Source organism: Mesorhizobium waimense, assembly GCF_003601975.1.
Taxonomy (GTDB): domain Bacteria; phylum Pseudomonadota; class Alphaproteobacteria; order Rhizobiales; family Rhizobiaceae; genus Mesorhizobium; species Mesorhizobium waimense.
Genome location: NZ_QZWZ01000007.1, coordinates 54973 through 73966 on the forward strand (window position 1 = coordinate 54973; position 18994 = coordinate 73966).

15 protein-coding genes are annotated in these 18994 nt (G+C 63.6%); 3 read left to right on the forward strand and 12 right to left on the reverse strand.

Features of this window, described 5'->3' with window-relative positions; genetic code table 11:
- Positions 1–65 precede the first annotated feature (65 nt).
- From D3227_RS10950 to D3227_RS11005, 12 genes are all read right to left on the reverse strand, one after another.
- A complete protein-coding gene (locus D3227_RS10950) occupies positions 66–1775 on the reverse strand; it encodes a trimethylamine N-oxide permease (protein WP_120014131.1) in 1710 nt (569 codons plus the stop codon).
- Positions 1776–2024: 249 nt separating this feature from the next.
- On the reverse strand, positions 2025–4394 hold the full coding sequence (locus tag D3227_RS10955) for a trimethylamine N-oxide demethylase (protein WP_120014132.1): 2370 nt from the start codon (positions 4392–4394) through the stop codon (positions 2025–2027).
- A gap of 371 nt (positions 4395–4765) precedes the next feature.
- Positions 4766–5386, reverse strand: a complete 621-nt coding sequence (locus D3227_RS10960) for a sarcosine oxidase subunit gamma (protein WP_120014308.1) — start codon at positions 5384–5386, stop codon at positions 4766–4768.
- Positions 5379–8363, reverse strand: coding sequence for a sarcosine oxidase subunit alpha (locus D3227_RS10965; RefSeq protein ID WP_120014133.1), 2985 nt, complete (start codon positions 8361–8363; stop codon positions 5379–5381). Before D3227_RS10965 ends, D3227_RS10960 begins: the two co-directional genes overlap by 8 nt.
- Positions 8363–8638: a sarcosine oxidase subunit delta family protein gene (locus D3227_RS10970; RefSeq protein ID WP_120014134.1), complete on the reverse strand. Its 276-nt coding sequence runs from the start codon at positions 8636–8638 to the stop codon at positions 8363–8365. Before D3227_RS10970 ends, D3227_RS10965 begins: the two co-directional genes overlap by 1 nt.
- 17 nt (positions 8639–8655) lie before the next feature.
- On the reverse strand, positions 8656–9909 hold the full coding sequence (locus D3227_RS10975; RefSeq protein ID WP_120014135.1) for a sarcosine oxidase subunit beta family protein: 1254 nt from the start codon (positions 9907–9909) through the stop codon (positions 8656–8658).
- A 36-nt stretch (positions 9910–9945) separates the two neighbouring features.
- Positions 9946–11253, reverse strand: a complete 1308-nt coding sequence (gene glnT, locus D3227_RS10980; protein WP_120014136.1) for a type III glutamate--ammonia ligase — start codon at positions 11251–11253, stop codon at positions 9946–9948.
- A 35-nt stretch (positions 11254–11288) separates the two neighbouring features.
- A complete protein-coding gene (locus D3227_RS10985) occupies positions 11289–12617 on the reverse strand; it encodes an FMN-binding glutamate synthase family protein (protein WP_065518184.1) in 1329 nt (442 codons plus the stop codon).
- A gap of 6 nt (positions 12618–12623) precedes the next feature.
- Positions 12624–13355, reverse strand: a complete 732-nt coding sequence (locus tag D3227_RS10990; protein ID WP_120014137.1) for a GltB/FmdC/FwdC-like GXGXG domain-containing protein — start codon at positions 13353–13355, stop codon at positions 12624–12626.
- 4 nt (positions 13356–13359) lie between these two features.
- Positions 13360–14256, reverse strand: a complete 897-nt coding sequence (locus D3227_RS10995; RefSeq protein WP_120014138.1) for a class II glutamine amidotransferase — start codon at positions 14254–14256, stop codon at positions 13360–13362.
- Positions 14257–14385: 129 nt separating this feature from the next.
- Complete coding sequence (locus D3227_RS11000) at positions 14386–14604, reverse strand: hypothetical protein (RefSeq protein ID WP_120014139.1); 219 nt, start codon at positions 14602–14604, stop codon at positions 14386–14388.
- Positions 14605–14626: 22 nt separating this feature from the next.
- The gene (locus tag D3227_RS11005; protein ID WP_120014140.1) at positions 14627–16027 is read right to left on the reverse strand and encodes an ammonium transporter; all 1401 of its coding nucleotides are present in this window, start codon (positions 16025–16027) and stop codon (positions 14627–14629) included.
- A 167-nt stretch (positions 16028–16194) separates the two neighbouring features.
- On the opposite strand from D3227_RS11005, the gene D3227_RS11010 reads away from it, so the two are divergent.
- From D3227_RS11010 to D3227_RS11020, 3 genes are read left to right on the forward strand one after another with little or no spacing between them, the layout of a single operon-like run.
- On the forward strand, positions 16195–17328 hold the full coding sequence (locus D3227_RS11010) for an aminomethyl transferase family protein (RefSeq protein WP_120014141.1): 1134 nt from the start codon (positions 16195–16197) through the stop codon (positions 17326–17328).
- A gap of 40 nt (positions 17329–17368) precedes the next feature.
- The gene (locus D3227_RS11015; protein ID WP_120014142.1) at positions 17369–17965 is read left to right on the forward strand and encodes a dimethylamine monooxygenase subunit DmmA family protein; all 597 of its coding nucleotides are present in this window, start codon (positions 17369–17371) and stop codon (positions 17963–17965) included.
- The gene (locus D3227_RS11020; RefSeq protein ID WP_120014143.1) at positions 17962–18927 is read left to right on the forward strand and encodes a PDR/VanB family oxidoreductase; all 966 of its coding nucleotides are present in this window, start codon (positions 17962–17964) and stop codon (positions 18925–18927) included. The genes D3227_RS11015 and D3227_RS11020 overlap by 4 nt, the downstream gene beginning before the upstream one ends.
- Positions 18928–18994 lie beyond the last annotated feature (67 nt).

Below are 18994 nucleotides of genomic sequence, written 5' to 3' on the forward strand. Positions count from 1 at the left end.
TGTCTCGACCGGCCGGCATTTTCTTGGGTCAACCAGGCGCTTTGAGCTACGCCCGATCCTTGAGGTCAGATGACGAACAGCCAGTTGGCCAGCAGCATCACCGCCACGCCGGCGACCAGTGTCAGATAGGGCAGCATTCCCGCCTTCTTGACCTTGAGATCGGCTGACGACATGCCGAGGTCGGCCAGCATGTGGTCGGGGAACTTGCCGCCATCCTGGATGTAGTGGCGGAAGCAGAACACCGGGATGATCAGCGCCGCGGTGATCAGGCCGGCCCACAGCGCCATCGGGTTCCAGACCTTGGCGCCGGCGCCCATGAAGATCGCATTGACATAGGCAAAGATCGCCCCGACGCCGAGTAGCCAACTCGGTGCCTTCCACGGCCGTGCGATATGGCCGTTGTCGATGCGGTGGATCCAGCCGGCATTGAGGTTGAGGAAGTTGAAGATGATGTAGCCGCAGTTCGACACGGCGAGGATGAAGAAGAAGCTCGTCGCGTCGGCCGAGGCGATGGCCAGCACGATCAGATTGAAGACGAGGTCGGTCCACATAGCTCGCGTCGGCGCGCCATGCTCGTTGACGTGGCTGAGATAGCGCGGCAGCCAGCCATCGACGGAGCCCTGGTAGAGGGTGCGCGAGGAACCGGCCATCGCCGTCATGATGCAGAGCACCAGCGCCAGGATCATCAGCATGACGAGCAGGCTGTGGATCAGCTGTCCGCCGCCGACCATGCCAGCCAGTGCATCGGCAACGCCGGAACCGTCGACGATCGGCGTCGCGAGCATGCCGTTCAAGCCAAGCACGCCCTGAAAGGTGAAGGGCACCAGGATGAACAAAAGCATGCATAGCAGGCCGGAATAGAAGATCGCCTTGAACGTGTCGGTGCCGGGGTTCTTGAACTCGGACGTGTAGCAGACGGCGGTCTCAAAACCGTAGGTCGACCACGCGGCGATGAACATGCCGCCAAGCACCAGCGTCCAGCCGGCGATGTTCCACGCGCCGGGCTCGGGCGCGTAGGCGGCGGCTAGAGGCACCAGCGGCGAGAAATTCGCCCAGTTGATCTGGCCGGTGAAGATCGGCACGACGCCGACGATCAGCATCGGGATGATGACCAAAAGGCCGATGTATTTCTGCACATTGGCGGTGCCGAGAATGCCGCGATGCTGGATCGAGAAGATGATCAGCATCAGCACCGCGCCGATGAAGAAGGTTGAGTTGAAGGTGAAGGAGACCGGACCCAGCGTGTGGCTCCACAGCGACCAGGTGCGGATCGCCGGTGTCGCGGCAGCGGTCACCGCGGCGATGGCGTCGGCGGGAGCTGTTCCAACATGCGCCGCTATATAGGCGGCGACGTCTGGCGAGGTCTCGCTGAACATAGGCAGCGGCGCCAGCGCATTGAGGATGTAGGCGGCGGCGATCGAGCAGCCGAGCGACAGCACCGGCGACCAGGCGAACCAGTTGCACCACACCGACAGCGGCGCGATGAACTTGGAGTAGCGCAGCCAGGCGGTGGCACCGTAGATCGAGGCGCCGCCGGACTTGTTCGGGAACAGGCCGGCGATTTCCGCGTAGGTGAAGGACTGCAGGAAGCCCATGATCATGGACACGGTCCAGATCACAAAGGCCAGCGTTCCGGTCGTGCCGGCAATGCCGCCGATCGAAAACAGGACGAGGGCTGGAACGCCGCTGGCCACCCAGAAGGCGCCGCGCCAGTCGATGTTCCGGTGCAGCTGCCCTTCGGCAGGCTGCACCAGGGCAGTGGTTACCGTGCTCATGTGTCTGTGTTCCCCTTTTTGTTGTCCCCGCCGGCGACGCCTCGGCTTCGCGAAGCTTCCCCCGACATGATATGGCCGACTGTCAGTGTTTCCACTCAGTCGTATTTTTTTCTTAACAGTGAAGATTGATCCGCCGCGCTTTCACGTCAAGCGTTTTGTGGACATGTGCACATCACTGTGACCGCGCATCCATTTCGACGCCGGTGAGTGCCGTAGGGCGAGCTGGTTTTGCCGGGCCTCAAGCTGGCGTCAGGAGCGCGGTTTGGTCTTCTGCGGGTCGTAATGGGCGAAGGCCACGACCCGTGCCGGCAGCCGCTTGGCATGGCCGTCGAGCTTGCCGATCTCGACCTCGGTGCCGACAGCCGAATGGATGACATCGAGCCTCGCCAGCGCGATGGTCTTGTTCAGCACGGGTGAGCGCATGCCCGAGGTGACGACGCCGATCTGGGCACGGCCGACATGCACGCAGTCGCCATGGCCGACAGCGACATTGGCGCCAATGTCGAGCCCGACCAGCTTCGTCTGCGGGTGTTCCTTGCGGCGAATCAGCGCCTCGCGGCCGATGAAATCGTCGGTCTTGGTCTTCAGCGGCACGGTGAAGCCGATGCCGGCCTCGAACGGATCGGTCTGGTCGGAGAACTCGTAGCCGGCGAAAATCAGCCCGGCCTCGATGCGCACCATGTCGAGCGCCTGCAGTCCCATCGGCTTCAGCCCGTGCGGCTGGCCGGCATCCCAGATCGCGTCGAAGACTTTTTCGGCGTCGCGTGGATGGCACCAGATCTCGTAGCCGAGCTCGCCGGTATAGCCGGTGCGCGAGACGACGACGGGGATGCCGTTGCCGCCGCCAATGCGGGCGACGGCGAAACGGAACCATTCGAGCTCGTCGATCGATGGCTGCAGCGGCGAGGTCCAGATGACCTCCCGGAGGATGTCGCGGCTCTTCGGCCCTTGCACGGCGACATTATGCATCTGATCCGTGGAGGAGCGCACCAGCACATTGAGGCCAAGTTTCTTGGCCGTCTCGCGCAGCCATTCGCCGGACAGATCGTCGCCGCCGACCCAGCGGAAATTGTCCTTGCCGAGCCGAAGCAGCGTGCCGTCGTCGATCATGCCGCCATGCTCGTAGCACATCGCCGTATAGACGACCTGACCGACGCCGAGTTTCTTCACGTCACGGGTCAGCGTGTATTGCAGAAGCGCCTCGGAGTCAGGGCCGGTGACCTCGAACTTGCGCAGCGGCGACAGGTCCATGATGACCGCGTCCTGCCGGCAGGCCCAATATTCGGCGATCGGCCCTTCCTTGGCGAAGGAGTTGGCCAGCCAATACCCCCTGTACTCGACGAAGTCGCGCGTGTGCTTGGCAAAGCTCGAATGAAAGGATGTCTCGCGGGTCATTTTCGGTTCCGAATCGGGCGTCATGCGTCTGGCGATCGCTCGCGAGAATTTGTGCTGGCCGGAATAGGTCCGCACGTGGATGTCAGTGAGGTTCCAGCCATTGGCGGGCGTCGTGTCGTCCGGGCAAGCGGAGGACACGCAGACGATATCGGTGAGGGCTCTCAGCAGCACATAATCGCCCGGCCGCGACCACGGCTCGTCGGAGACCATGACGCCATGCGCGTCGATCGCCGTGTTGAAGAAAAAGTTGATCGCCATCCAGCCGGCGCGAGGCGTGACGCCCTTGTCCGACAGCGCGCGATTAAAGTTCTCCGAGCAGTTGGTGTGGCCGGGATAGCCGATGTCGTCGTAATATTTGGCCGCGCACGCGAGCGCGAAAGCGTCGTGCCGCCCGCACGTGTCCTGCACCACCTCGACCAGCGGTTCCATGTCCTGGTCGTAATATTTCGAGTGCAGGCCGGGCATCGGATAGCTCGATCCCATCAGCGTGCGCGTCGTGGTCACGTCGAGCGGATGATCGCGCCCCTTGTCCAGCTTGCGCGCCGAAAAGCACTGGAAGTCGGTGCATTGCCGGCCGTCGACATCGATGATCTGCAGATAGTCGCCGGCCTTGATGAAATAGGATTCCGCCGTCGCCGAATGCACCCTGAGGTCGAGCACGGGATCGGCAAGTGGGTCGCCGAGCTGAGACTTCGCCGCCGTGCGGATGGTGGCGCGACGGACGATCACAGTGAGCGGCGTGGCGGTGTCGTGGCCGTCGACCAGCATTGGCCCGCCAGGCGCAGCAATCAGCATCGCGCCGTCGCGCGCGACGGTGAAACTTTGCTCGGTGCCGGCGGGCGTTGCACCGCCGAACACACGCACCGCCTTCGCCTGATCGAGCTGCACCTGACGGCGTTTGAGCCCGCGGCGCACAGCCGAAAGACTGTCGTCGCCGTCGACAAGCAGCGCCTTGATGCCGGCGGCATTGCTGTTGGATTTTTCGCCGAGGATGGTGGGGTCAGTGGCACCAGACTTGTCCCAGGCCAGTAGCTCGCAGGCCTGGCCGCCCTCGACATTGCGCACGCTGATCGTGTCGCCGGCCTCGACCTCGATCAGCACTGCGCCATTGCCCTGGATCGTGTAGCGCTCCATGCCGGGCGGCAGCGCGATCTGCCCGGGCCTGAGGATCAGGCTCGGCCGGGGCGGTCCGGCGGCAACGGCAGGGTAGGGCGACTGGCTCATCTCAGCCTTGCGGTTCGAGAAACAAGTTTGCCTGTGTGTAAAATTATTTTAGCAGCAAGAATAGCAGTGCGGTTGGATTTGGCAAGGCGAAGCTGCTGTGTCGTACGCATCGCTTGCGGTTTGAACTCGCCGCTCAGCATTATCTTCCGGGCGTTTGCGCTGCCCCTCATCTGCCTGCCGGCATCTTCTCCCCGTGAACGGGGAGAAGGGCGCTCTCATCGACGATTTCGCCACTCACCAGCGTTGCAAAAGAGGCGCCGGCGCTGCGGCCAGCTTCTTTCTCCCCGCTTACGGGGAGAAATGCCCGGTAGGGCAATGAGGGGCAGCGCCGAGATCTATGATTGGCGGTCTCCAGCAAAAGCTGGGAACGATCACGCCTCCGAATGCGCGATCGCAACGCCATACTCAGCGGCCGCATCAAGCATCGTGTGCCACAGGCTTTCGGCAAAAGTCGCCAACACAAGAAGGTTGAACACCGCCTGCCCATCCGGGCCGTCGGTGCCACGCCAGAGCGTGACACTGGTGTGGTCGATCGAAGTCGCCGCTGCAGCGCCGATCGAAAATGCATCCGGATGAAGATCGATCGACGACAGCTTGGCGAGCATGGTGCGCGCCTTGGTGCCCGACACACTGATCAAGACGCGTGCATGCGACTGATCGGACAGCGAAGCCGAGGCCGCAAATGCCTGGCCGAGCGCTTCTATCGCATGCTTGCCGCTTTTCGACAGCACAAGGAACTGGTCGGGTCCGGACCAGATGAGGGTCGCGTCTGCCGCGTCGACCGCCCTTGGCGTATCCGGAGCCGGAACGCCGAAGCGGCCCTTCGCAGCCTCGGCCATGTGAGCCGCCTTGCTACGCCGCGCCATTACCTGGATCAGGTCGAAGTTGCGGATCTCGGTCAGCGACACGCCGGCATCGCCGCGCGTGCCAAACGGTCCGGCGACAAGCGCGCGTTCGAGCGGGCTGCGGACCTCCCAGGAAAACTCAGCCACGCTGGCGCCCTCCATCCGGATCGTAGAAGACGGGATTGCAGAGCTCGACGTCGTACTCCTCGCCGCGCAGCGGATCATGCGCGCGCACGATTTCGCCGATGCGTTCGCGTCCGCGTTCGACCAGCCCGAGCCCGATCCACTGGTCAAGCGTCGGCGAGAAGCAGACCGAGGTGACATAGCCCTGGTCGTTGTCCGGCCCCGGCGTCTGGCCCTTTGGAATGATATGCGCGCCGGAGCGCAGGCGCCGTACCTTGTCCGTCGGTTTGATACCGACCACGACCTGCCGGTCCGGTGCGATCAGCGCCTCGCGGCCAGCCATGACACGACCAATGAAATCCTTCTTGGTCGACATCATCTTGCCGAGGCCGAGGTCGGACGCGGTGGTCGTGCCGTTCAACTCCGGCCCGGCGACATGGCCCTTCTCGACGCGCATGACGCCGAGCGCCTCGGTGCCATAGGGCGTGACGCCGAACTGCTTGCCGGCTTGCATGAGGTTGCGCACCAGCGCCTCGCCATAGCGGGCCGGCACCGAAATTTCGAACGCCATCTCGCCAGAGAAGGAGATGCGGAACAGCCGCGCCCTGATGCCGCCGCGCAGTGCCACTTTGCGCGCACCCATGAATGGGAAGCCCTCGTTGGAAAGGTCCTCGGCCGGATCGACGATTTCCTTGAGGACGTCCCGAGTTTTCGGTCCGGCGATGGAAAATTGCGCCCACTGGTCGGAGACCGAGGTCAGCTGCACGTCGAGTTCCGGAAACAGCACTTGGCGGCAGAATTCGAGATGCTGCATCACCGGCCCGGCCTTGGCGGTGGTGGTGGTCAGGAAATAATGGTCCTCGGCCAGCCGCGAGGTGGTGCCGTCGTCATAGACCAGGCCGTCCTCGCGCAGCATCAGCCCGTAGCGCGCCTTGCCGACGGCGAGATTGGAGAAAGTGTTGATGTAGACGCGGTCGAGGAAAGCGCCGGCGTCTGCGCCGTGCACGTCGATCTTGCCGAGCGTCGAGACATCGCAGAAGCCGACGCCGCCGCGCACCGACTTGACCTCGCGGGTCACCGATTCCAGCCAGTCCTTTTCGCCGGCGCGCGGATACCATTGCGCCCGCTTCCATAGGCCGGTGTCGACGAACACCGCGCCCTGTTCGGCGGCCCAGTGATGCGACGGCGTCAGCCGCGTCGCATGGAAGGCCTCGTCGCGATGATGGCCGGCGAAGGCGCCGATGGCGATCGGAACATAGGGCGGGCGGTAGATCGTCGTGCCGGTCTCTGGAATGGATTTGCCGCTCACCGCCGCCATGATGGCGAGGCCGGCAATGTTCGAGGTTTTGCCCTGGTCGGTCGCCATGCCGAGAGTGGTGTAACGCTTCAGGTGCTCGACCGATTCGAAACCTTCGCGCTGCGCCAGCTCGACGTCGGAAGCGGTGATATCGTGCTGCTGGTCGACGAACGCTTTGCCTTTGCCGGCGACACGCCACAGCGGGGTCAGCGAGAAAGCCTCGTCCTCTGCGACGGGCGCTGCGCCCGCGTTGCCGTTGCGCCCGGCATCGCTTGCCGCCGCAGCGCCGGCTTCAAAACCTTCGCGCAGGCAAGCGCCAAGCCCAAAGGCACCATTGGCGGCGCCGACGGCGACCATTCCCGGAGGCGCTCCATCCGGCACGAAAGCGGCGATGTCGTCGCGCCATTTCGGCCGGCCGCGATGGTAAGAGGTGAGTCCGACCGCCGGGTTCCAACCGCCGGAAACCGCAAGCCCGTCGGCCTCGACCTCGGCGCGCGCGCCGCCGGTGAGCAACACCGCAATTTTCCTGACGCCGTCCTTGCCACCCTCGACGCTGCTGACCGAACCGTGCAGCACGGTAAAGCCGCTTTTGGAGGCCAGCGAGCGGTGAGCGGGCGAGACATCCGGCCGCGCGTCGATGACCGCGGCGACCTGCAGTCCGGCACCGAGTGCTGCCTCGACCGTGCGCCAGCCATCCTCATTGTTGGTGAACAGCGCGATGCGCTTTCCCGGCGTCGCCGCATAGCGGGTGACATAGGTCCGCATCGCAGAAGCCATCATCACGCCGGGGGTATCGTTGCCGGCAAACACGATCGGGCGCTCGATCGAACCCGCAGCGACGACGCAGCGCTTGGCGACGATCCGCCATAAGCGCTGGCGCACCTGGTGCTCGGGCGGCGAGGGCAGATGGTCGTTGACGCGCTCGATGGCGCCATAGGTGCCGCCGTCGTAGACGCCGAACAGCGTCGTGCGGGTCATGATGCGGACGTCCGGCATCGAGCCAAGTTCGGCCAGCGTGCGCGAAATCCATTCGGCTGCCGGCCGGCCATCGATCGTGCCGCCATCGGCAAGCAGGCGGCCGCCGAGCGCAAAATCCTCCTCACAGAGGATAATGCGGGCTCCAGAGCGGCCAGCGGCGAGCGCTGCGGCAAGGCCGGCCGGGCCGGAGCCGGCGATCAGCACATCGCAATGCGCCCAGGCCTTGTCGTAATGATCCGGATCGGCAACGCCGGCGGCGCGGCCGAGGCCGGCGGCACGGCGGATCGCTGGCTCGTAGATCGCTTCCCAGAATTTCGCCGGCCACATGAAGGTCTTGTAGTAGAAGCCGGCGACGAAGATCGGCGCGAACAGCTGGTTGACCGCCATGAAATCGTGGCGCAGCGACGGCCAGCGGTTTTGGCTGGCGACTTCGAGGCCTTCATAAAGTTCCGCCGTCGTCGCCTTGGTGTTCGGCTCGCGCCTTGCGCCGCTACGCAATTCGACGAGCGCGTTGGGTTCTTCCGAGCCTGCGGTGAGGATGCCGCGCGGACGATGGTATTTGAACGAGCGGCCGACCAGCTTGACGCCGTTGGCGACCAGCGCCGAGGCGAGCGTATCGCCCTGGAAACCGACGTAGGTCTTGCCGTCGAAACGGAAGCTTAGCGGCGCCGAGCGGTCGATCAGGCCGCCGTTGCTCAGCCGATGTGTCTGCGGGCCGCCGACCATCACGCACCAACCTTGGCGGCGCCAGCACCCGCCGCCGGTTCGACGGCCGAAATCTCATGCGTCAGCGTGTTGCGGGTGACCTTCAGCCAGGCCCGGCAGCCGCCGCTATGATACCAGTGCTCGCTCATTGCGCCGGCAACATTGTCGCGCAGATAGACGTAGTCGAAGACGGCGTCTTCGCCGGCATCCGCCGCCGGCCGGGCCGGCTTGGCATCACCCAGATAGGTGAACTCGCCGAGTTCGCGTTCGCCACAGAAGGGACAGACAATACGCATGCGCTTCTACACCGCCTTCAATGCAGGTTCGGTTGGGCACCCTGGCCCTTTTCGTCGATCACAGCACCAGTCCGGAAGCGGTCGAGGCGGAATTTTTCGGCCTCCTTATGCGGCGTGTCGCGGGCAAGAAGATGGGCAAAGACAAGGCCGGAGCCGGGCGTCGCCTTGAAGCCGCCATAGCACCAGCCGGCGTTGATGTAGAGCCCGTCGACCGGGCCCTTGTCGATGATCGGCGAGCCGTCCATCGACATGTCCATGATGCCGCCCCACTGGCGCAAGAGCCTGACGCGGCCAATCATCGGCATCAGCGCCATGCCGCCCTCGCAGACGTCTTCCATGACAGGCAGATTGCCGCGCTGGGCGTAGGAATTGTAGCCGTCAATGTCGCCGCCGAAGACCAGCCCGCCCTTGTCGGATTGGCTGACGTAGAAGTGGCCGGCGCCGAAGGTCATGACACAGGGCAGCAGCGGCTTGATCGCCTCGGAAACGAACGCCTGCAGCACGTGGCTCTCGATCGGCAGGCGCAGCCCGGCCATCGCGGCAACCCGCGAGGAAGAACCGGCCACCGCCATGCCGACCTTGCCGGCACCGATCTTGCCGCGCGTCGTCTCGACACCAGTCACCTTGCCATTGGCGTCACGGGCAAAGCCGGTGACTTCGCAATTCTGGATGATGTCGACGCCGAGCGCGCTTGCCGCATGGGCATAGCCCCAGACGACGGCATCGTGCCGCGCCGTGCCGCCGCGCCGCTGCAGCAGTCCGCCCTGCACGGGAAAGCGCTCATTGTCGAAATTGAGGAACGGCATCATCTTCTTGACTGCCTTGAGGTCGAGCAGCTCGGCATCGATGCCGTTGATGCGCATCGTGTTGCCGCGCCGCGCATAGGCGTCGCGCTGTGCGTCGGAGTGGTAGAGGTTGATGACGCCGCGCTGGCTGACCATTGTGTTGTAGTTGAGGTCCTGCTCCATTCGCTCCCACAGCTTCATCGACAATTCGTAGAAGCCGGTATTCCCAGGCAGGCCGTAGTTGGAGCGGATGATGGTGGTGTTGCGGCCGGCATTACCGGAACCGATCCAGCCTTTTTCCAGCACCGCGACATTTTTGGTGCCGAACTCGCTGGCCAGGAACCAGGCGGTAGCCAGCCCATGGCCGCCGCCGCCGATGATCACCACGTCGTAGCGATCCTTCGGTGTGGCGTCGCGCCAGGTGCGTTGCCAGTTCTTGTGGCCGGAAAGGGCGGCGCGGGCGAGCGAGAAGATCGAGTATTTCATAAGGTCATTCCGGGATCGCTCGCGTCGCGCTGGTGGTCAGATATCCAGCGTGTGGTCGCGCTCCCACTGGGTGAAGTGGGAAGCATAGGAATTCCATTCCTGGTGCTTCAGCTTTAGATAGGCCGACGAGAATTCCTCACCCAGCGCCGCCTTGAGCGATTTGTCCTTGTCGAACTCGCGCAGCGCGTCGAGCAGATTGAGCGGCAGCTTCGGCGCGCCCTTCACCGTGTGGCCGAACTGGTACATGTCGATGTCGTACCGCTTGCCGGGATCGGCCTTGGAGCGGATGCCATCGAGGCCGGCGGCGATGATGACCGCCTGCAGCAGATAGGGGTTGGCTGCGCCGTCCGGCAGGCGCAACTCGAAGCGGCCAGGGCCGGGCACGCGCACCATATGGGTGCGGTTGTTGCCGGTCCAGGTAACCGTGTTCGGCGCCCAGGTCGCGCCCGAAATGGTGCGCGGCGCGTTGATGCGCTTGTAGGAATTGACCGTCGGGTTGGTGATCGCGGCAAGCGCCGAGGCATGCTTCATGATGCCGCCGAGGAAGTTCTTGCCCTTGGCCGAAAGGCCGAGCTCCATCGCATTGTCGGCGAAGACATTGGTCTTGCCGGCCTTGTCCCACACCGAGATATGCGCATGGCAGCCATTACCGGTCAGGCCCTGGAAGGGCTTGGGCATGAAGGTGGCGCGCAGCCCGTGCTTTTCGGCCACGGACTTGACCATGAACTTGAAGAAGGAGTGCTTGTCGGCGGTGGCTAAAGCGTCGTCGAAGGCCCAGTTCATCTCGAACTGGCCGTTAGCGTCCTCGTGGTCGTTCTGGTAGGGACCCCAGCCGAGCGCCAGCATATGGTCGCAGATCTCGGCGATGACGTCGTAGCGGCGCATCACCGCCTGCTGGTCGTAGCAAGGCTTCGACGCGGTATCGTACTCGTCGGAAATCGCCTTGCCGTCGGGGGTGATCAGGAAGAACTCGGCCTCGACGCCGGTCTTGACGTGCATCCCGTCGCCGGCCGCCTCGGCGATCAGCCGCCTCAGCGTGTTGCGCGGCGTCTGGTCAACCTCCTTGTCGTCCATGACGCAGTTGGCCGCGACCCAGGCGACCTCCGGCTTCCACGGCAGCTGGATGACCGAATCCGGATCCGGCACCGCCAGCATGTCGGGGTGCGCCGGCGTCAGGTCGAGCCAGGTGGCGAAACCGGCAAAGCCCGCACCGTCCTTCTGCATGTCGGCGATGGCTTGCGCCGGCACCAGCTTGGCACGCTGCCCACCGAACAGGTCGGTGTAGGAAATCATGAAATATTTGACGCCGTGCTTCTTGGCGAATGCGGCGAGATCGTTCCCCATTATAGTTCCTCGCTTATGGTATTTTTGGATGGTGTCTAGAAGCCGTTCTTCCCCGGTATCCAGTTGGTGCCGGCAAGCGGCACGCCGGCCATGGCGGCGGCTTCGATGGTGAGCGCGACGAGATCCTCGGGCTCGAGATTATGCAGGCTGTTCTTGCCGCACGCGCGCGCAATCGTCTGCGCCTCCAGCGTCATCACCTTCAGATAGTTCGCCAGACGCCGCCCGGCGGCGATCGGGTCGACCCGCTTCATCAGTTCGGGGTCCTGCGTGGTGATGCCGGCCGGGTCGCGGCCTTCGTGCCAGTCGTCATAGGCGCCGGCCGTGGTGCCGAGCTCGTTATAGTCAGCCTCCCAGCGCGGATCGTTGTCGCCGAGCGCGACAAGGGCTGCTGTGCCGATCGACACCGCGTCGACGCCGAGCGCCAGCGCCTTGGCGACGTCGGCGCCGTTGCGGATGCCGCCTGACACGATCAACTGCACCTTGCGGTGCATGCCGAGATCCTGCAGCGCCTGGACCGCCGGCCTGATGCAGGCAAGCGTCGGCTGGCCGACATTCTCGATGAACACTTCCTGGGTCGCGGCCGTCCCGCCCTGCATGCCGTCGACGACGACGACATCGGCGCCGGCCTTGACCGCAAGCGCTGTGTCATAATAGGGGCGGGCGCCGCCAACCTTGACGTAGATCGGCTTTTCCCAGTCCGTGATCTCGCGCAGTTCCAGAATCTTGATCTCGAGATCGTCCGGTCCGGTCCAGTCGGGATGGCGCGAGGCCGAGCGCTGGTCGATGCCCTTCGGCAACGTGCGCATCTCGGCGACGCGGTCGGAGATTTTCTGGCCGAGCAGCATGCCGCCGCCGCCGGGTTTCGCACCCTGGCCGACGACCACTTCGATGGCATCCGCCCGGCGCAAATCGCGCGGGTTCATGCCATAACGCGACGGCAGATATTGATAGACCAGTTGCTTCGAATGGCCGCGCTCTTCCTCGGTCATGCCGCCGTCGCCGGTGGTGGTCGAGGTGCCGGATAGCGTCGCGCCACGGCCCAAGGCCTCCTTGGCCGGGCCGGAGAGCGAGCCGAAACTCATGCCGGCGATGGTGATCGGGATTTTCAGCTCGATCGGCTTCTTGGCATGGCGCGAGCCGAGCACGACGCTGGTGTCGCAGCGTTCACGATAGCCTTCCAGCGGATAGCGCGAGATCGAAGCGCCGAGGAACAGAAGGTCGTCGAAATGCGGCAGCTTGCGCTTGGCGCCGGCGCCGCGGATATCATAGATGCCGGTCGCCGCGGCGCGGCGGATTTCAGAAAGCGTGTAGTCGTCGAAGGTCGCGGATTTGCGCGGCGTCGTCGGCGGGTTGCGATAGGTCATCTTGCCTCAATACGCGTCGGCGTTGTCGATATTGAAATTGTAGAGCGTGCGCGCCGAGCCGTAGCGCTTGAACTCCGACGGCTTGACGTCAGTGACGCCGGCACGGTCGAGCAGGCCTTGCAGCAGCTCGATATGCTCGGGCCGCATCTCCTTGGCGATGCAGTCGGCGCCGAGGCTCTCGACCTTGCCGCGCACGAACAGCCGCGCCTCGTAGATGGAATCGCCGAGCGCATCGCCGGCATCGCCCAGCACCACCAGATTGCCGGACTGCGCCATGAAGGCCGACATGTGGCCGATATTGCCGTGCACGACGATGTCGATGCCCTTCATCGAGATGCCGCAGCGCGACGAGGCATTGCCTTCGATGACCAGCAGGCCACCGCGGCCGGTGGCGCCGGCATACTGGCTGGCGTCGCCTTTGATGGTGATCGAGCCCGACATCATGTTCTCGCCGACACCGGGTCCGGCCGAGCCGTGCACGGTGATGGCGCCGCCGGCATTCATGCCGCCGCAATAATAGCCGACGCTGCCGCGCACATCGATGGCGACCGGCTGGTCGACGCCGACGGCGACCGAATGACTGCCCTTCGGGTTGAGCACCTCCCAGGCCGTCTCGTTCGAGCCGGGGGTCAGCTGGTGGAGCGCCTGATTGAGCTCGCGCAACGACAGATCGGCAAGGTCGAAGACCCTGGCATGGCCTTGGTCGTGCGTTGCCTTTGACACGTTGGTTGCCGGCATCAGCTCAATGCTCCCAGAAATAGACAGTTGCGGGCTCCGGTTCCCAGACCCTCGCATTGTCTATGCCGGGCAGTTTGGTGAGCGCACGATATTCGGAGCCGAAGGCGACATACTGGTCGGTCTCGGCCATGACTGCGGGCTTGCAGGCGATCGGGTCGCGCACCACGCCAAAACCGTTCTTGGTGCCGACGACGAAGGTGAAGAAGCCGTCAAGGTCGGAGAGCGTGCCTTCCAGCGCCTCGCCGAGATTCTTGCCATGCGCGATTTTCGACGAGAGATAGGCGGCTGCCACCTCGGTGTCGTTCTCGGTCTCGAACTTCATGCCGTCGCGGATCAGTTCGCGGCGGACATTGTTGTGGTTGGAGAGCGAGCCATTGTGCACCAGGCACTGGTCGGCGCCGGTCGAGAACGGATGCGCGCCCATCGTCGTCACCGCCGATTCCGTCGCCATGCGGGTATGGCCGATGCCGTGCGTGCCGGTCATCGAGCGCACGTCGAAACGATCGACGACAGCTTCCGGCAGGCCGACTTCCTTGTAGATTTCGACCACGTCGCCGGCGCCCATGATGCGGATGTCGGGACGCAGCGCCTGGATGGCCTCGCGCGCCTCGTCGATCTTGGCGGGCGTGGTCCTGATCACGGCGTGCGTCGATTTCACCGCGATGCTCACCGGCGCGCCGATGGCCTTGGCGACTTCGGCGTCGAGGCCGCCGAAGTCGCGCTCGGGCTTGGCCGACTGGATGGTGATCTTGGCCTCGTTGCCGGTCGGCGCGCCATAGATGGCGATGCCGGCGCTGTCGGGACCGCGGTCGCTGAGCGAGATCAGCATCTCCGACAGCATCGCGCCGAGCTTCGGCTCCAGCGCTTTGTCCTTAAGGAAAAGTCCGACGATTCCGCACATGTCAGGCTCCTGATGTGGATGTGATTCCGGTGCTACCAGCTTCACCAGACGAATTCAACTCACATGAAAGTTTTTTTCATAGCAAACAAGTCGCCCGGCGCAAATGGCGCCAGGCGACTGATATGGGGACTAGTAGCGGTCGATTGCCTCTCTCGTCTCGTCGCCGCTGCGATCCGCGGCCATGTCAGCCTCGATCTCAGCGTTCTCATGGCGCGTCTGGAGAATATGCCAGCCGATCCAGAAGACGAGGCCGATGATAACCATCAGGACTTCCGAGCCCTGAAACGGGTACATTGCGCCGACGTCTTTGAGATCGACAGCCCAGCTTTCCATTCCATTGGTGGACATTGCGAGTTCTCCTGTCTTCCGACTACTTGATCAAGGCCTTTTCCGCCGCTGCGACTTCGCGAACCGACGCCACGAATGCATGGTTGAGAGCAAAGTCGACACCCTCGAGCTCGACCTTCGCCGGTACACGCAGCAGGTTCATGCTGTTGAGGATCTTGCAGACCACGAAGGTGGGAGCAAAACCAAGCGCGAACATCAACACCGCACCGGCGAAATTGCCGAGCGGGTTGATGTGCGCGAAGCCTTCATAGGGCGATGACGGTTGTCCCCACAGCATGAAGCCCGCCACGACGACGCCGAGAAACCCGCCATAACCGTGCACGGCAACGGCGCCCACCGCATCGTCGATCTTGAAGCGGCGTTCGACGAAGTAGTGCAGCTTGTAGCAGATGCTCGGGACGATCGCGCCGATCAGCATTGCCTGGATCGGGTGATAGAGGTCGTTGCCTGCAGAGGTTGCGATCACGCCGCAAAGCCCCATTGAGAACGTCCAGAACGGGTCGCCTTTGGAGACGATATAGCCGGCCATCATTCCGCCCGACAACGACATCAGGAAGTTGAAGGTGATCGCCGAGAGCGTGGTCGGCGCAAGGTAGATGTTGGTCGCCGTCCAGGTATCTCCGGTGATCTGGCCGGCAATTGTGGCCGGGCTGATCAGCGGAATGTTGCAAGCGGCATAGAAGCCCCAGAAGCCGGTGTAGATCAGGAACAGGCCGATCGTGACCAGCCAGACATTGTGGGGCGGGATGTCCCGCGCCGTGCCGTCGGGCCTGAACTTGCCGATGCGCGGGCCGAGCACGATGAGGAAGGCGAGCGCCGCTCCGCCCGCGATCGCGTGCACGACGCCGGACGCGTAGGCGTCGTGATAACCCCAGAGTTTCACCATCCAGCCTTGCGGATGCCAGCCCCAGGACGCGTCGAGGATCCACAGGACCGAGCCGATCAGCACCGCGACGATCCAGAACGCACCGGAACGCGCGCGCTCTATGATGGAACCCGAGATGATCGACGCCGTCGTGATGGAGAATAGCAGGAAGGCGCCCCAGAACACGCCGTTGAGGCGGTGCCAGAGCGCGGCGTCGGTAGGCGTGACCCCCGTCTCGCCCGGATTGACGCCGGAAAGATGGGTGCCCATCAGAGGGTTCCACGGTTCAGCGAAAGGTGCCGTGGCAAGCCCGCCCGGAACCATGCCCGGCCCGTTGGGGAACCCGAAGTAGATCCACCAGCCGAAAAAATAGAACGTGACCGTAACCAGCGGGATTGCCATCGCGTTCTTCATCAGTGTTTTCAGGTGATTGCGCCGCCGCGAAACGCCCACCTCATAGGTGCAGAAGCCGACATGGATGAGGAACATCATGACGATGGTCACCCAGTAATAGAATTCCGTGAAAATGGTCGTCAGTGCGTTCAGATTCCCTTCCATTTTATGTCCCCTCGGTTCAGTTGGACTCCTTGCCTCTCAGTAAAACTTTTTGCATCTTAGTATTGCGCGCTTTTGGAGTTTTGAGTCAATATGGTTCGGAACGCCGCGCTGGCTCGCGAGTGCTTGAAGCGGCGAAACGTCGGCAATTGCAGAGGAGAAGCAGGCCCATGACGGCATCCTGGAGATTTTCGACCTTGGCGGATCGCCATCGCGCGCTCGGCTCGAAGCTCGAGGACTGGAGCGGCATGGGCACCGCCTGGACCTACGACAAGGATGCCGACGAGGAATATGTCGCCATCCGCACCAAGGCCGGGCTGATGGATGTCTCCGGCCTGAAGAAGGTCCACATCACCGGGCCGCACGCCGCGCATCTGATCGATCTGGTGACGACGCGCGATGTCGAAAAGATCTATCCCGGCAAGTCGGCCTATGCCTGCATGCTGAACGAGGCCGGAAAATTCACCGACGACTGCATCATTTACCGCATCAGCCCGAATAGCTGGATGGTCGTGCACGGTTCGGGCACCGGCCATGAGGAACTGCAGCGTGCTTCCGTTGGGCGTGACGTCTCGCTGCGCTTCGACGACAATCTGCATGATTTGTCGCTACAGGGACCGACTGCTGTCGACTATTTGGCCAAGCATGTGCCGGGCATCCGCGACCTCAACTACTTCCACCACATGCAGACGCAGCTGTTCGGCTTGCCCGTCATGATCTCGCGCACCGGCTACACCGGCGAGCGCGGCTACGAGATCTTCTGCCGCGGCCAGGATGCCGGCACGATCTGGGACAGGATCCTCGACGAGGGCAAGAGCGCCGGCATCATCCCGTGCCGCTTCACCACGCTCGACATGCTGCGCGTCGAAAGCTACCTGCTGTTCTATCCCTACGACAATTCGCAGAAATACCCGTTCGACAATGAAGGCCCCGGCGACACGCTGTGGGAACTCGGCCTCGACTTCACCGTCAGCCCCGGCAAGACCGGCTTCCGCGGTGCCGAGGAGCACTATCGCCTGAAGGGCAAGGAGCGCTTCAAGATCTACGGCGTTTTGCTGGACGGCAAGGAGCCGGCCGACGAGGGCGCGCCGGTCTACCGCGACGGCAAGAAGGTTGGCGTGGTGACCTGCGCCATGTATTCTCCGCTGGTCAAGAAATCGATGGGCATTGCCCGGCTCGACGTGGATTGCGCCATCAAGGACACCAAGCTCGAGATCCGCAACAAGAGCGGCTCGATCAAGGCCACGGCACAGCCGCTGCCGTTCGACGATCCCAAGAAGACCAAGCGCACCGCCAAAGGCTGAGGCACAATCAACAGCGAGGGGTTCGAGGCACAAAGACAGAATGGCAGCCAAAAGCATCATCAGCCGGCCGGTTTACGGAACCCTGTCTCCCCAGCCCGGCAAGCACCATCTTTTCGTGGCGGATGCGGAAGGCGCGGTCGCGATAATCGAGATGGCCAAGAACGTTCCCGCTGGTTTTTTCGGCGGAGCGGAAATCGTCTTCATTCCCGGCCCCGACGGCAAGCATGTCGGCGCCCTCGAAGCGCTGAAGCCCGCGCAATTCCATCTGGCGGCGTCCTTCGCCAGCCTGCTGCCGCGACTGAAGCAGACGCTGACCAATGCACATATGGGCCTGCGCCTCTATCTCTCCGGCACCGAAGGCCTGATCGGCCAGGCCATGCAGGTGGCGCTGGAAGCCGGCATCGACCACACCTCGATGCAGACCGAGCATCGCGGCTCGCTGGCGCGACGCATGCAGTGCGTGCACTGCAAAGGCATCACCGAGAACGTGACGACGCAGCCGGCGACCTGTGCGCATTGCGGCCTGCTGCTTCTGGTGCGTGACCATTATTCCAGGCGCCTCGCCGCCTTCCAGGGCGTTTGCATCAACGCCGAGGACCGCAGCGAGATTCCTCCGATGGAGGAGATTTTTCGATGAGCACAGGAACAACAAAACTCGATGTCGTCGTCAGCAATGTCGTCCCCGTCAACGAACTGGTCACACGCTTCCATTTCCGCCGGCGCGACGGCGAACTGTTGCCGACCTTCTCCGGTGGCGCCCATGTCGTGGTCGAGATGCGCGACGGCGACCGCACCAGGCTCAACCCCTATTCGCTGATGGGCTCGCCGCTCGACACCCGCGAATACACGATCTCGGTGCGCCGCGACGATGTCGGCCGCGGCGGCTCGCTGTTCATGCACCGGAGCGTCAAGCCGGGGCTAGAGATGGTGATCAGCTATCCGGTCAATCTGTTCTCGCTCGATCTGCGCGCCAGGAAACATCTGATGCTGGCCGGCGGCATCGGCATCACGCCGTTCATGGCGCAGACCTCGCAGCTTGCGGGGTCGGGCGGCAATTTCGAACTGCACTACACCTGCCGCACCGCCTCGCTCGGCACTTACGCCGATGTGCTTCAGCAGCGCTACGACCGCAGGGTCCGGCTCTACCACGACGACCTTGACGAACGCATCGAACTCGACCGGCTCCTGTCCTCGCAACCACTCGGCACGCATCTCTATGTCTGCGGCCCGGCCGGCATGATCAATTGGGTGCGCGACCGCGCGGCCGCCCTTGGCTGGCCGGCGGAGACCGTCCATTTCGAGCATTTCGCGGCCCCGCAACCCGGCGCGCCGTTCGACGTGACGCTGGCCGTCACCGGCAAGACGATCCGTGTCGGCAGTCAGCAGAGCCTGCTCGAAGCCATCGAGGCGGCGGGCGTCGATCCGCCCTATCTCTGCCGCGGCGGCGTCTGCGGCCAGTGCGAGACCAATGTCGTCTCCCATGACGGCAAGTTCATCCACAACGACCACTGGCTGAGCGAGGAAGACCACCGCTCCGGCTGCAAGATCATGCCGTGCGTATCGCGCTTCGAGGGCAAATCGCTGGTGCTGGAGCGGTAGAGCATTTTGCAGCCAAGTGGATACACTTGGCGTCGCAGAAATGCGGCTAAAACAAACAGATAGAGCG

Excerpts from the sequence above, each read along its gene's own strand:
- D3227_RS10950 (WP_120014131.1), bottom strand. The coding sequence starts at position 1,775 with ATGAGCACGGTAACCACTGCCCTGGTGCAGCCTGCCGAAGGGCAGCTG.
- D3227_RS11020 (WP_120014143.1), top strand. The coding sequence starts at position 17,962 with ATGAGCACAGGAACAACAAAACTCGATGTCGTCGTCAGCAATGTCGTC.
- D3227_RS10970 (WP_120014134.1), bottom strand. The coding sequence starts at position 8,638 with ATGCGTATTGTCTGTCCCTTCTGTGGCGAACGCGAACTCGGCGAGTTC.
- D3227_RS10990 (WP_120014137.1), bottom strand. The coding sequence starts at position 13,355 with ATGCCGGCAACCAACGTGTCAAAGGCAACGCACGACCAAGGCCATGCC.
- D3227_RS10975 (WP_120014135.1), bottom strand. The coding sequence starts at position 9,909 with ATGAAATACTCGATCTTCTCGCTCGCCCGCGCCGCCCTTTCCGGCCAC.
- D3227_RS10955 (WP_120014132.1), bottom strand. The coding sequence starts at position 4,394 with ATGAGCCAGTCGCCCTACCCTGCCGTTGCCGCCGGACCGCCCCGGCCG.
- D3227_RS11010 (WP_120014141.1), top strand. The coding sequence starts at position 16,195 with ATGACGGCATCCTGGAGATTTTCGACCTTGGCGGATCGCCATCGCGCG.
- D3227_RS11000 (WP_120014139.1), bottom strand. The coding sequence starts at position 14,604 with ATGTCCACCAATGGAATGGAAAGCTGGGCTGTCGATCTCAAAGACGTC.
- D3227_RS10995 (WP_120014138.1), bottom strand. The coding sequence starts at position 14,256 with ATGTGCGGAATCGTCGGACTTTTCCTTAAGGACAAAGCGCTGGAGCCG.
- D3227_RS10965 (WP_120014133.1), bottom strand. The coding sequence starts at position 8,363 with ATGGTCGGCGGCCCGCAGACACATCGGCTGAGCAACGGCGGCCTGATC.
- D3227_RS11005 (WP_120014140.1), bottom strand. The coding sequence starts at position 16,027 with ATGGAAGGGAATCTGAACGCACTGACGACCATTTTCACGGAATTCTAT.
- D3227_RS10985 (WP_065518184.1), bottom strand. The coding sequence starts at position 12,617 with ATGACCTATCGCAACCCGCCGACGACGCCGCGCAAATCCGCGACCTTC.
- D3227_RS11015 (WP_120014142.1), top strand. The coding sequence starts at position 17,369 with ATGGCAGCCAAAAGCATCATCAGCCGGCCGGTTTACGGAACCCTGTCT.
- glnT (WP_120014136.1), bottom strand. The coding sequence starts at position 11,253 with ATGGGGAACGATCTCGCCGCATTCGCCAAGAAGCACGGCGTCAAATAT.